This is a genomic window from Streptomyces sp. NPDC001204, assembly GCF_053598035.1.
This window is the reverse complement of the sequence record NZ_JBSFJL010000006.1, coordinates 172,945-186,409: the sequence shown is the minus strand read 5'-3', so window position 1 is coordinate 186,409 and position 13,465 is coordinate 172,945. Positions and strand designations below refer to the sequence as shown.

At 72.3% G+C, this 13,465-nt stretch carries 9 protein-coding genes; 6 read left to right on the top strand and 3 right to left on the bottom strand.

Annotated features, from left to right (window positions below; all coding sequences use genetic code 11):
- Positions 1-185 precede the first annotated feature (185 nt).
- From ACWC91_RS11190 to ACWC91_RS11180, 3 genes are all read left to right on the top strand, one after another.
- Complete coding sequence (locus ACWC91_RS11190) at positions 186-788, top strand: winged helix-turn-helix domain-containing protein (protein ID WP_281155490.1); 603 nt, start codon at positions 186-188, stop codon at positions 786-788.
- A gap of 59 nt (positions 789-847) precedes the next feature.
- Positions 848-1,840, top strand: coding sequence for an NAD-dependent epimerase/dehydratase family protein (locus ACWC91_RS11185; protein WP_281155491.1), 993 nt, complete (start codon positions 848-850; stop codon positions 1,838-1,840).
- A 210-nt stretch (positions 1,841-2,050) separates the two neighbouring features.
- A complete protein-coding gene (locus ACWC91_RS11180; protein ID WP_450643234.1) occupies positions 2,051-3,631 on the top strand; it encodes a DUF1996 domain-containing protein in 1,581 nt (526 codons plus the stop codon).
- A gap of 102 nt (positions 3,632-3,733) precedes the next feature.
- On the opposite strand, the gene ACWC91_RS11175 is transcribed toward ACWC91_RS11180, so the two are convergent.
- Positions 3,734-4,156, bottom strand: a complete 423-nt coding sequence (locus tag ACWC91_RS11175) for a hypothetical protein (protein WP_225074384.1) — start codon at positions 4,154-4,156, stop codon at positions 3,734-3,736.
- A 157-nt stretch (positions 4,157-4,313) separates the two neighbouring features.
- On the opposite strand from ACWC91_RS11175, the gene ACWC91_RS11170 reads away from it, so the two are divergent.
- The 3 genes from ACWC91_RS11170 to ACWC91_RS11160 all read left to right on the top strand — a co-directional run bounded on the left by ACWC91_RS11170 (position 4,314) and on the right by ACWC91_RS11160 (position 7,575).
- Positions 4,314-4,814, top strand: coding sequence for a tetratricopeptide repeat protein (locus ACWC91_RS11170; RefSeq protein ID WP_225074385.1), 501 nt, complete (start codon positions 4,314-4,316; stop codon positions 4,812-4,814).
- 51 nt (positions 4,815-4,865) lie between these two features.
- The gene (locus tag ACWC91_RS11165) at positions 4,866-6,788 is read left to right on the top strand and encodes a hypothetical protein (RefSeq protein WP_225074386.1); all 1,923 of its coding nucleotides are present in this window, start codon (positions 4,866-4,868) and stop codon (positions 6,786-6,788) included.
- A gap of 97 nt (positions 6,789-6,885) precedes the next feature.
- A complete protein-coding gene (locus tag ACWC91_RS11160; protein ID WP_225074387.1) occupies positions 6,886-7,575 on the top strand; it encodes a TetR/AcrR family transcriptional regulator in 690 nt (229 codons plus the stop codon).
- Positions 7,576-7,596: 21 nt separating this feature from the next.
- Here the strand turns inward: ACWC91_RS11160 and ACWC91_RS11155 are convergent, their stop codons facing one another.
- On the bottom strand, positions 7,597-7,953 hold the full coding sequence (locus ACWC91_RS11155; protein ID WP_225074388.1) for a 5-carboxymethyl-2-hydroxymuconate Delta-isomerase: 357 nt from the start codon (positions 7,951-7,953) through the stop codon (positions 7,597-7,599).
- Positions 7,954-7,988: 35 nt separating this feature from the next.
- Positions 7,989-13,403 (bottom strand): pullulanase-type alpha-1,6-glucosidase, encoded by a 5,415-nt coding sequence (gene pulA, locus ACWC91_RS11150; protein ID WP_450643235.1) that lies wholly within the window; start codon positions 13,401-13,403, stop codon positions 7,989-7,991.
- Positions 13,404-13,465: the final 62 nt, after the last annotated feature.

Here is a 13,465-nt window from a genome sequence, read left to right as displayed (position 1 = left end):
GGCCCTCCCGCCAGCACCACGACTTCGACCGGCTCTGTTGCCGCGCGCCGAGCGCGCGGGCCCGGTAAAGCCGTACACCCCGGCCTCCGGCCAGCGCGGAACGACGTACGTCCCCGACGCGCCGACCACGAACTCGCGGCCGTCGGTCCCCCGACGAACCTCTCCCGCGAAAGAGCTGACCTGTCATGGCGACCACGCGTTCTCTGACCGACACCGCCCTTCCCGCCCCCGTCTCCTCCCGCTCCCCCGCGTCCGCACGGCACCGGCTGCGGGCCGTGGACCGGGACGAGGTCGTGGAGATCGCCGATCTCCTGCCGCCCGGCGCCACCTGGCTGCCGGCTCCGCAGCACGCCCTGCCCAGGCTGCCGGGCCGGCCCCCGATGGTCGGCTACCTGGTGCTCGTGCCCGCCGACCAGCAGCCGCCGCACCTCCCGGTGGCGGTGCCGGACCACCCGGAGGCCGGGGCGGCCGGCGAGACCGCGCCCGGCGCCGGCGACGCACTCGTCCGCATCGACCCCGTACGGCGGATCGCGGAGGTGGACGGACGCGAACTCGACCTCACCTACCTGGAGTTCGAGTTGCTCTCCCATCTCGTGGCCCACCCGCACCGGGTGCACACCCGCGACCAGTTGGTCACCACGGTATGGGGCTACGGCCACGTGGGCGACGGCCGCACCGTCGACGTCCACATCGCCCGGCTGCGCCGCAAACTGGGCACCGAGCACCGCCGGACGATCCAGACCGTACGCCGCGTAGGCTACAAATACGCTCCGCCGACCGGGCGTTGATCTCTGCCGAAGGCAGAATCCCGTTCCCTGCCACGGCCCTGACGGGCACAGTCACCGGTATGAGACTTCTGGTGCTGGGTGGTACGGAGTTCGCGGGGCGGGCCGTCGCCGAGGCGGCGGCCGGGCGCGGCTGGGATGTGACGGTCCTGAACCGGGGGCGGCACGCGCCCGTCCCCGGGGTGCGGTCGCTGCAGGGCGACCGCACCGCGCCCGACGGGCTCGCGGCCCTGACGGACGGCGCGTGGGACGCGGTCGTCGACACCTGGTCGGCCGCGCCCCGCGCGGTCCGGGACGCGGCGCGGCTGCTGCGGGACCGCGCCGGCCGGTACGTGTACGTGTCGACCTGCTCGGTGTACGCCTGGGCCCCGCCCGCCGGCTACACCGAGGCGGCGCCGCTGGTCGAGGGCGCCGAGGCCGGCGCCGAGCGGACGGACTACCCGCGGGACAAACGGGGCGCCGAACTGGCCGCGGTGGAGGCCTTCGGGGCCGACCGCTCGGTGCTCGTGCGGGCCGGGCTGATCCTCGGGCCGCACGAGAACATCGGGCGGCTGCCGTGGTGGCTGAACCGGATCGCGCGGGGCGGCCCCGTGCTGGCGCCCGGTCCGCGGGACCTGCCCCTTCAGTACATCGACGTCCGCGATCTCGCCGCGTGGATCCTCGGCGCGGTGGAGCGGGAGCTGAGCGGGCCGTACAACATGATCAGCCCGCGGGGGCACGCGACGATGGGCGAGCTGCTGGAGGCCTGCGTGCGGGCCACCGGCGCCGGCGCCGAGCTGCGCTGGACCGATCCGGGGACGATTCTCGCCGCGGGCATCGAACCCTGGACGGAGCTGCCGGTGTGGACGCCACCGGGCAGCGAGGGCCACGACGCGCTGCACGGCGCCGATGTCGGCCGGGCCCTCGCGACCGGTCTGCGCTGCCGTCCCGTGGACGAGACGGTCGCGGATACCTGGACCTGGCTCCAGGGCCTGGGCGGTACGGCGCCCCAGCGGCCGGGCCGGCCTCCGGTCGGTGTGGACCCGGCCCTGGAGGCGAAGGTGCTCGGACTGTAGGCGCTCCTCGGGCCGAAGAGGCCCGGGTCTCGGCCTGCGTTGTCGCAACTGCCGGTGGAAAAGCGGCAGTTGCGGCCCGATTGATCCACGGATCGCGAATGAATTCGTGAGTCGGCTGAACACGTCCGGGACCGTGTCCGTATCCATGGGAGCCGCTTCACTCCTGTCGGGCGCCTCGATGCTGCCCCGCAAGGAAGTCAGAGGAGTTCCATGGGACGCAACACACGCAAACGCCGAATGCCGCTGGCCACCAAGGCCATAGCCGGGGCGGCGGCCCTAGCGCTCGGTGGGGGCGGGCTTGTCTGGGCGAACTACTACGCATCCGCGCACGAGTCGAAGAACGACGCGTGGGGAGGCAACCGGACGAAGGCCGTCAACGCGCAGGTCGTGACGATCAAGTGCCCTGACGTCGGCCAGCAGCTCACCGCCGTGCCGGAGCAGGCCCGTGGAGAGGTGGACGGCGAACTCGCCACGCTCGACCAGCAGATCACCGAGGCCTACCAGCGGCTGGCCACCACGCGCGACGCGCAGACCAGGGACGCGAGCTTCGTCCAGAACTCCATCCTGGGCCCGCTGAAGGACCGGCGGAAGGTGATCCTCGACCGGATCAAGCTGGAGATCAACCGGGCCGGCGGCCAGACCCCCGGCAACCTGGACGACATGGCGCCCTGCACCGGCACCCCCGCCGAGCAGAACCAGACGGACGCGGGCGACGGCCAGGGCGGTCAGGACAACGGGCAGAACGACGGCCAGGACAACGGGCAGCAGGGCGACAACGGCGGCCAGAACGACGGCGGCCAGGACAACGGCGGCCAGAACGACGGCGGTCAGCAGGGCGGCGACGACGGGCAGCAGGGCATCGGCGGTCAGGCCGGAAACGGCCCGGTCGCCGCGGACTTCGTGGACATCACCACGGTCCAGCCCAACGTCAAGGCCAAGCCGCGCAAGAGCCGCAACGCCTCGAACGGCACCTTCACCACGCGCTGCGGTGTGAACGCCAACGGCAACCACAACACCGACAACGTGATCGTGGCCCCGGGTGTGGCCAACGGCGCCCACCACCTGCACGACTACGTCGGCAACCAGAAGATCGACGCGTTCGCGAGCAACGACACGTTCCTCCAGGGCGGCACCAGCTGCCAGAACAAGAACGACCTGTCGTCGTACTACTGGCCGGTGGTCCGGGTCCAGGACGGCTCGCAGGACTTCGACCAGGACGCGGACGGCGGTGGCAAGGAGGGCAACGTCGGGCGGATCCTGAAGCCCCTCCAGGCGCAGATCAAGTACGTCGGCAGCCCGACCGGCAAGGTCGTCGCCATGCCGCAGTTCCTGCGCATCATCACCGGTGACGCCAAGACCACGACCAACGGTCTGGCCAACGCCAACGCGCACTGGAGCTGCACCGGCTTCGAGAACAAGGTCCAGCTGACGGAGCAGTACCCGATCTGCCCCGAGGGCAGCAGGATGGTCCGCACGTTCGCCTTCCAGAGCTGCTGGGACGGGCAGAACACCGACAGCGCCAACCACCGTACGCACATCGCCTTCGCCGACGAGCGCGGCAACTGCCCCAGCGGCTTCAAGGCCATCCCGCAGCTGACGATGCGCCTGGTCTACGACGTGCCGCGGCCGACCATCGAGAACGGTGCGGTGAAGAACGCCTACGCGGTCGACGGCTTCCCCGAGCAGCTCCACAAGGCGGCCACCGACCACGACGACTTCATCAACATCACGACCGGCGGCCTGGCGAACAAGATCGCCAACTGCCTCAACTCGGGCCGGAACTGCAAGTGACGCCCTGATCCGGTGACACTGGCCCGGTGACCTCTTGAAGAAGGCCGGCGGCGGGAGATCCCGCCGCCGGCCTTCGCCGTGTGTGCCCGTGAACGGGGCCGCTCAGCCGCTGTGCGCACCGTGGGCGCTGTGGGCGCTGTGGTCCTTGCCCGTCTCCACGTCACCGCCGAGGGTGGCGCGCAGCGTGGTGACCACGCCGCTGTCGCCGACGGCGACCCACTTGCGGCCGACGAGGTAGGAGCCGCCGTAGTCCTTCGCGTCGTCGATCCACTCCCGCTGGCCGCGGTCGGTGGCGAAGGTGGCGAGGACGAACTTCCCGGTGGAGTTGGCGCAGATCGCCTGCCGGATGGTGTCGGCGTCGGTCTGCATGTCCGGCTCGCACTTCACCTCGGCGGCCAGGCTCTCCAGGCTGCCGGTCGCCGTCGGCGGCACCTTCGCCGCCGCACCGTCACCGGAGCCGCACCCCGTCAGCGCCAGTGCCGCCGCGGCACCGGCCACCGCGAGCATCGGTCGGGTCACCCTCATCTGTTCCTCCGGTCGCTTCCGGCACTCCGTTCCCGGCGGCACGAGCCACAAGCATGCCGCACCGGACCCCGGCAGGGGCCGCCCTTCGATACGGCTCCGGCGCGCACAGCGCTCAATCGGGTGGACGCCACCTGCACGCGTGTGCGAGCGTGAGCCGGTGAACCAGGACTGGGAAGACCGCGTGGCCGCCGCCTGGGCCCGCTTCGACGACTACTCCGAGGACGAGGCACCCGCGTTCCGGGCACTGATCGACGCGCTCGTCGCCGAACTGCCGGACGGCAGCCCGCTCGGCCCGTTCGAGCAGGCCTGCGCCTGGGACTCCACCGGCCACTCGGACCGGGCGGTGCCGCTCTACCGGGAGGCGCTGGCGCGGGGGCTGAGCGGCTACCGGGGCCGCCGGACCAGGATCCAACTGGCCAGCTCACTGCGGAACATCGGCCATCCGGAGGAGGGCGTCAAGCTGCTCACGCCCGAACTGGACGCACCCTCGGACGAGTTGGACGACGCCGTCCGGGCGTGTCTGGCCCTGTGCCTGTCCGGTCTCGGCCGCGACCGCGAGGGCCTGTCCCTCGTCCTCGGCGCCCTCGCGCCCCATCTGCCCCGCTACCAGCGCTCGATGGCGAACTACGCCCGGCTGCTGGCCGAGCCGGAGGGCTGAGACCGCCGGGCGGCGGTGTGACCAAGGACCGGCTCGCTCGTTTGCCCGGACGTGCAGTCACAGCATGTCGCCCCGCGCCACAAGTCCTCCCCCGGGCCGGTCGTCGATGCCGAGCGGGCCGAGGCCGCGCTCGTCGAGCACTATCCGCGTCTGGTCCGGCTCGCCTATCTGGTGCTGCCGCCCGGACTCGGGCGGGGCCGCCGCGTGCTGACCGCGCACGCGCTGGCACAGCGGGCGCTGCCGCGCAGCCGGTCCTCGGCGTCCGTGATCCCGGCCCAGTCGGCCGGCCGCGAGTCCGACCCGGGCTATGCCTTCGTCCGCCTCCAGGTGATCCGCACGGCGCTGGGGGCGGGCCGCCCGCTCAGGCGCCGGATCCGGCCCGGACGCGCCCAACTGCCGCCGCTGATGCCCCTGGTGTGGGGCCTGCGCCTGTTCCCGCACACCGGCGGCGCCGACGAACTCGCCCTGGACCAGAGGCTGGCGACCCTGTCCGGGCCGGCCCGTGCGGCCTACGTCCTGCGCGGCCTGGAAAGGCTCCCGGACCCCGCCGTACGGGAGGTACTGAAGGCCGCGGGCGTGGCCGACCCGGTCGCAGCGCTGCGCCAGGCCGACCGCCTGCCCGCCCAGTACGCGCTCCTGGGCTCCCCCGAGTTCGACCCCTGCTCGTTGCAGGCCCGGCCCACCGACCTGAAGCGGCGCAGGCAGCACACCAGGGCCGCGCTCGCCGCGGCGGCGGCCCTCGCCGTGTGCGGGGCGCTGATCGCCCTGCCGGGCGGCGGCTGGGGCCCCGACGGCGCCGCCGCGCCCGCCTACGCGCAGAACCCGTCCGCCGAGGCCGCCCTGGACCCGGGCAGGCTGACCAGGGTCGCCCCCACCGCCTGGCGGACCTCCGCGCGGCTGGACCTCTCCGTGTGGCCGGCCCGCGGCGACCGGGCCGGCGACACGGCCCTGTTGCGCCGCGCCCTCGCCGTCTGGGCCCGCCCCGGCGACTCCGTACGGGTCTCGGCCACCCCCGGCACCGCCTCGGGCGGCCCCGCCGGACCGCCGCAACTGCTCTACGCCGGCGACGTCGACAACGCGCGCGTGGTGCTCTTCTACGACGGCCTGCGCATCGCCCGTTACGCCGAGCCGGAGGACTCCGCGGCCGGGGCCGCGCTCGACTTCGCCCGGGTCGACGGCGCCGCCGGCGCGGAGGCGAGCGCGGTGGTGCTGGGCCGCTCCGACGGCAACGTCCGCTATCTGACGGCACCCTGGGTGAAGTCGGCGGCCGAACGGGACCTGCTCAAGCCGGACGCCGGGGCGATGGACCTCGGCATCACGGACGGGGTCACCGGGCCGCTGGCCAGCCCGGTCCAGCGGACCGGCGCCTGCACCTCGTGGAACGTGCTCCAGCTGACCGGCGAACCCGGCACCCATGTCCTGGCCGATCTCGGCGAGCTGGCCCCCGCCCGCCTCACCACGGGCCGCCCGGACGCCCCGCAGGAGGCGTCCGGAGCGGCGGGGCTGCGCGCCTGGGCACCGCTGGCCTGCTCACTGGCTTCCGTGCGCGCACAGGGCGTCCGGTCGGTCAACGCCTGGCAGTACGCCGAGCAGCCCCTGCCCGACGAGACCGGCACGGCCGCGTGGGTGTGCACCCGGGCCGAGACCTGGCGGGGCGACGGGCCCCGGGTGCTGGCCCAGTTCCGCACCCCCGGCGGGAAGTACGCGGCGGTCGCGGCCAAGGCCGAGAACGTCCCCGCGTGCGGCACCCGCGATCCGCACGTGCTGGCCGGGGTGCTGTGGAAGTCGGAGGCGGGCACCTGGTACCTGCTCGCCGCGGGCGACCGGGACACCGCCTCGATCAGCGCCACGGGCGGGGTCAGCGCCTCCTCCCAGGGCCACTTGCTCGCCGTACGGGCCAGGCAGGGCGCCCAGGCCGACCTGAAGGGGACGCTGGACGACGGCGGGTCCGTCGACGTGCTGCGCCAGAAGTGACCGGCCGGCGTGGGAGGGTGTGACGTCCCGGGGCCGAACACCGCGGTCGATCCTGTCCGGTCCGTTCGGGGCTGGAATCGATCGGTAAGGTGTTCGTATGACTACCGGGGTTCGCCGCAGGATGGGAGTCGAGGAACGACGGCAGCAGTTGATCGCCGTCGCCCTCGAACTGTTCAGCCGCCGCTCGCCCGACGAGGTCTCCATCGACGAGATAGCGTCGGCGGCGGGCATCTCGCGCCCGCTGGTCTACCACTACTTCCCGGGCAAACTCAGCCTGTACGAGGCCGCTTTGAAGCGTGCCTCGGACGATCTGGCGGGCCGGTTCGCGGAGCCGCACGAGGGCCCGCTGGGGGCGCGGCTGCTGCGGGTGATGCGCCGGTTCTTCGACTTCGTGGACGAGCACGGACCCGGTTTCTCGGCGCTGATGCGCGGCGGCCCCGCTGTTGGATCGTCGACGACGAACGCGCTCATCGACTCCGTCCGGCAGGCCGCGTACGACCAGATCCTTTCGCATCTCGGGGTCGAGGAGCCGCCCGCCCGGCTGGAGCTGGCCGTCCGCTCGTGGATCTCGCTCGCGGAGTCGACGGCGCTGATCTGGCTGGACGGCCGGCGCATCCCGCGCGCCGAGCTGGAGGTCCAGCTCGTGCACGACTTCGGCGCGCTGGTCGCCGTCAGCGCCGCCCACGACGAGGAGATGGGCGCGCTCATGCGCCAGGTCTTCAGGGACGAGCCGGCCGACGGCCCTTTCCTGGACCTGGTCGGCCGGCTCGTCGCTCTCGCCTCCTAGCGCCGCTTCCCGGAACCGCTGCTAGGCGTCGAACTTCCGGTATGACGCGTCGAGATCGCGGACCTCGGCCGACGCGTGCAGCGCCAGGCCGTCGACCGGCTTCACATGCTGCCGCAGCGCCTCCAGGACCGCCTCCGTCAGGCGTGCCTTGGTCTCGTCGGTGCGGCCGGCCAGCAGGCCGATGGTGACGTGCACGATCGCGTGCCCCTCGGTGTCCGGACCGACGACGGTGTCATCGGTCCGGCGGAACTGCGTCTTGCACGCCGGGGGCTTGGCGGCCGCGATCTCGACCGTGCGGTCGTGCAGCTCCCGCGCGAAGGCACGCCGGTCGAAGGCGTCGGCCAGCCGCTCGGAGTAGTCGACGGTGATCTGCGGCATGAGCACTCCTGTTCCGGGTCGACCGGGGACCCGCGCTAGTTCCTGAACACCGCGACCGTACGCGCCGGGACCGTGAACGTTCCGGTCGCCCTCTCGTACGACGAGGTCTTCACCACCGGGTCGCCGCCCGCCGTCTGCACCGGGTGCAGCCGGTAGCCGGTCCCCGCGAGCTCCGCGACGCGCTGCCGCTGCCGTTCGGGCGTGGCGTTGAACACCACGACGAGGTCACCGAGCCTCATGGTGATCACGCCGGGCGTCTCGTCGCCGCCCGACAGCGGGAAGGACAGATTCCGCTGCACCTGCGCGGCCGTGGCCAGGGAGAAGGCCTGCTCCGTGGTGCGGATGCGCAGCAGGTCCCGGTACGCGGCCGAGGTCCCCTGGATCTGCGGGCAGCCCACCGCGACGGAGGTGAGCAGCGGCTTGGCGTACGGCCACTTGTCCTGGTTGTCGGCCGCCATGGGCAGCCCGCGGCCGAAGCCGTTGCCGTCGGCGCAGTTCCAGTGGATGGCGTTGAACCAGTCGCCGCTGTCGTAGGAGTTGCGGTCGAGGGACTTCGAGCGCAGCAGGTCGGTCCCGGCCTGGGACAGCGCCGGCCCCTGGGACAGCGCGGCCGTCGCCATCGCCAGGACCTGCATCCGGGCCCGGTCGTCCGCGCTCGTGGCGGACGGCAGTTTGTAGGCGAGGGCGTCGAACAGCGACTCGTTGTCGTGCGCGTCGGCGTAGGCGAGGGCGTCGCCGGGGGCGCCCGCGTATCCGGCGGGCGAGCCGTTGTAGTCGACCTCGGCGCCGGTGACCTCCTTGCCGCTGGTGTCGGTGAAGCGGTACGCGGCGAGGTTGCCGCTCAGGCCGACCTTGATCAGGTCCTGGTAGTGCAGCAGGCGGGCCTTCTGCTCGGCCCTGCTGCCGTTGCCCGCGGAGGAGTTGGGGTCGGTGTAGAGGCCGGAGGCGAAGCCCTGGACGCCCGGGTCGTCGTCGAAGGGGCCGCCGCCGCGGACCGCGTCACGGGCCCGGTCGGAGAAGGTCGCGATGCCCGTGCCCGCCATGTTCCGCTGCGTGGCCTGGACGAACCGCGCGTCGTCGGCGACCTCGCCGAAGTTCCAGCCCTCTCCGTACAGGATGATGTTCTTGCCGTCCACGCCGTCCTTCTTCAGCGTGAGCGCGTCGAGCGCCTCGCGGACGGCGAGCATGTTGGCCTTGGGGTGGTGGCCCATGAGGTCGAAGCGGAAGCCGTCGACCTTGTACTGCCTCGCCCAGGTGACGACCGAGTCCACGACCAGCTTGCCCATCATGGCGTTCTCGGGCGCGGTGTTCGCGCAGCAGGTGCTGTTGGCCACCGAACCGTCGGCGAGGAGCCGCTGGTAGTAGCCGGGCACGATCCTGTCGAGCACGGAGGTGTCCGCCTGGCCGGCGGCGGCCGTGTGGTTGTAGACGACGTCCATGACGACGCGCAGCCCGTCCTGGTTGAGCGCCTTGACCATCTGCCGGAACTCGACGGTACGGGCCGTGCCGTCCGGGTCGGTGGCGTAGGAGCCCTCGGGGACCGTGTAGTGGTAGGGGTCGTAGCCCCAGTTGTAGGCGTCCTGCGCGGCGGTCCTCGCCACGCACGCCTGCTGCCGCTCGGAGTCGGCCGGGTAGGAGGCCAGGTCGCAGTCCGGGGTCGCCTGGTCGGCCTTCTTCTCCGGAATGGTGGCGATGTCGAAGGCGGGCAGCAGGTGCACGTACGACGTGCCCGCCTTCGCCAGCTCGCGCAGGTGCCGGGAGCCGTCGCTGTTCTTGTCGGTGAAGGCCCGGTAGGTGCCCTGGTCCCGGGCCGGGACCGTCCGGTCCGCGACGGAGAAGTCCCGGATGTGCAGCTCCTGGATCTGGGCGTCCCTGAGCGGTACGGCCTTGGGCTTGGCCAGGCCCGACCAGCCGCTCGGGGCCAGCGCCCGGTCGTCGAGGTCGACGACGAGGCTGCGCTCGGAGTTCGCGGTGAGGGCGACCGAGTACGGGTCGGTGACCTTGTTGGTGACCACCTTGCCGGCGGTGGGCGCCCATACCGTCACGACGTACCGGTAGGGCTTGTTCTTCCACGACGCCGGGCCGGTGACGGACCAGACGCCGGTCGTGTCGTCGCGGTGCATGGCGACCGCCTTGCCGTCCAGTTCCAGGGCGACGCCTTGCGCGGTCGGCGCCCACACGCTCAGCGTGGGCACGCCCTGGTGGAAGACGGGGCCGAGCTGGGCCTTGGCGGCCGAGGTGCCGTACACGTCGTCGAGCACGCCCGCGAGCTGGACGCCCGTCGCCGCGAGCACGGCGCCGTTCGCCGCCCGCTGGGAGGCGACGACCTGGCCGCGCAGGGCCTCGCGGACGCGGGCGCGGTCGCGCGGGTCGACGGACCAGGCCGGGTAGTCCTTCAGGTGCGGGAACCTCGCCTTCTGGGCGTCGGAGAGCGTGGTCCTCGCCAGCCGCAGCCACCGCTCGTCGTCGCTGGTCAGCGTCCCGCCCTGAACGGTGATCGAGCCGTCGTGGGAGTAGACGAGCTGGGTGGAGGCGGCGCCTTCCACGCCCTTGAGGGCCACCGTGTCCCGGTCGATCCAGACCGCCTTCGAGGTGGTCGGGTCGAGGGCGCCCGCGCCGCCGGTGGGCTGCGGCAGCAGGGGCTTGTCCTGGCCGCTCATCAGCCACACCTCGTGGCCGTCGGCCGCCTTGAGGTCCAGGGACTGGTCGGCGGGCAGGTCCTTCTCGTCGCCCTTGTGGATGATGTAGCCGAGGCTGGTGGCACCATCGGTGAGCGGTACCTCGAAGACCGCGCCATAGGAGTCAGTCTTGACCGGCTGGAGGGGTTTCGACCAGTCGGTGGGGTCGGCGGCGCCGGTCCACACGTGCAGGCCCCAGCCGTCGTAGTTCCCGTCGGCGCGGTGGTAGTGGATGACGGCCTTGGCCGGGTCCTGCGCCGGATACTCGGGGCGCGAGGTCCGCACGTCCTCCTTGCCCTGCTCGATCCAGACCTCGCCCGTCCTGGTGACGTCGATGGACCGGTCGGCCGAGACGTCCTTGTTGCCGTCCTTGTCGATGACCAGGAAGCCCACGTCGGAGGCGCCCGGCTTCAGCCTGACGTAGGCGAAGGCGCCGTAGGCGTCCCGGCCGGTGAAGGGGTGGCTGTTCGGCCAGGTGGTCGCCTCGCCGTCGGCGAGGTCGCCCCAGGCGTACAGGCCCCAGTTCGCGTAGTCGCCGTCGGCGCGCTTGTAGTGGACGACCGCGTAGTCGCGGGAGGAGGCGGTGGGGACCTCCGGGACCGGAGGGGTGCCGGAGGTGGAGTCCGCGGTCGCGCTCGCCGTGCGGCCGGCGGAGTCGACGACGACCGCCTTGTAGCGCAGGGCGGTGCCGGCCGGGACGGTCCGTGCCAGGGTCTGGGTGACCTTGTAGGGGGCGTGGTCGGCGGAGCCGAGCACCTTCCAGGGGCCGTTCCCGGTCTGCGCGGCGAAGACGACCCGGTTGAGCTGCCCGCCGGTGACGTCGGCGCTCAGCTCGACGGTGCCGGTGGCGCCGGCGGCGGGCGGCGTGAGGGTGACGGCCGGCTTGGTGGCGGGCCGGTCGAGGGCGCCCGCGGCCTTGAGGACGACGGCGGATCCGGCCGGGACGGTGACGGTGACCCTGCGGTCGGCGCCGGAGGTCACGGCCGCCTCGGTGCCGTGGATCCCGCGGTACGTCATCCGCGCCGAGCCGGTGGCGAACGTGGCCGTCCTCGCCCCGCCCGCGTTGTTGAAGGCGACGACGTACTCGGCCCCGGTCCGGGCGTCGGTGCGGGTGAAGGCGTAGACGCCGGGCCCGTCCGCCGCGTAGCGCTCGGTCTGGACGCCGTCCGTGAGGGCCGGGTTGTCCTTGCGGAGCTTCGCCAGGCCGGCGATCTGCCGGTAGAGCGGCGCGGTGGTGTCGTAGGCGTCGCTCTCGTGGCCGCGGTCGGTGCCGATCCGGTCGTCGTCGAGGTAGTCGGCGACCTTGGAGGCGAACATGGTCTGGCGGGCGTCCTTGTCGCCGCCGGAGCCGGTGAAGCCCTGCTCGTCGCCGTAGTAGACGACGGGGTTGCCGCGGCTGAGGAACATCAGCTCGTTGGCGAACTCGTCCTTGCGCAGGATCTCGGCGTCGGTCGCCTTCGGGTCGTCCTGCTCCAGGAAGTGGCCGATGCGGCCCATGTCGTGGTTGCCGAGGAAGGTGACCTGCTCGTAGGCGTTTGCCTTGTCGGTCGTGTACCTGTAGTCGTCGCCGAAGACGCCCGCGAGCCTCTTCGCGCTGCCGCCCTGGGAGACGTAGGAGCGGGCCGCGTCCTGGAACGGGAAGTCGAGCGTGGCGTCGAGGCGGCCCTCGGTGACGTACGGGGCGTTGACGGAGGTGTCGGCGGAGTAGACCTCGCCGAACATGAAGAAGTCCTTACGGCCGTGGGCGGCGGCGTAGGTGTCGAGCGCCGTGGCCCACTGGGTCCAGAACTCCATGTTGACGTGCTTGACGGTGTCGATGCGGAAGCCGTCGACGCCGAAGTCCTTCACCCAGCGCTGGTAGATCTTCTCCATGCCGCTGACGACCTCGGGGCGCTCGGTCCACAGGTCGTCGAGGCCGGAGAAGTCGCCGTAGGTGGAGTTCTCGCCGGTGTAGGTGGAGTCGCCGCGGTTGTGGTACATCGCCGGGTCGTTGAGCCACGACGGGACCTTGGCGTTCTTCTTGGCGGCCGGGACGACCGGTGTGCGCGGGAAGGACGAGGCGTCCACGGCGGGGAACTTCTTCGTGCCGTCGGCGTAGTCGGCGTCGTCGAAGGGCCGGCCGTCCTTGGTCAGGTAGGGGAAGGCGCCCTTGGACAGGTACTCGTGGGAGCCGCCTTCGTAGTCGATGACGTCGGCGGTGTGGTTGGTGATGACGTCGAAGAAGACCTTCATGCCCTTGGCGTGTGCCTTGGAGACGAGGGTCGAGAGGTCCTTGTTGGTGCCGAAGTGCGGGTCGACCTGGGTGAAGTCGGTGATCCAGTAGCCGTGGTAGCCGGCCGAGGCGTCCTTGCCGGTCCCCTGCACGGGCTGGTTCTTGAAGATCGGCGCCAGCCAGATGGCCGTGGTGCCCAGGCCCTTGATGTAGTCGAGCCGGTTCGTCAGGCCCTTGAGGTCGCCACCCTGGTAGAAACCCTTGTCGGTGGGGTCGTAGCCGGTGGCGAGCCGTGAACCGGTCAGCCCGCCCCGGTCGTTGGACGTGTCCCCGTTGGCGAAACGGTCCGGCAGGACGAAGTAGAACTGCTCCCGGGTCGCGTCGTGCCGGGCCGGCTCGGCGGCGAGCCTCGCGTCCGAGGGCGGCGCGGGCGGCTTTCCGGCCGCCTGCGCCGTGAGCGGTGGGACGAGCGCTGCGGCGAGCGCGGCCGCGGTGACGGCGGCGACGCGTCTGCCTGACGGGGTGCGGCGCCGCGAGGGCGCCGGCCATCTCGGTATCACGGGGTGAACTCCTTGGCGGTACGGCTCACTTGATTGCGGCCCCTCGCCCCGGCATCGACGAC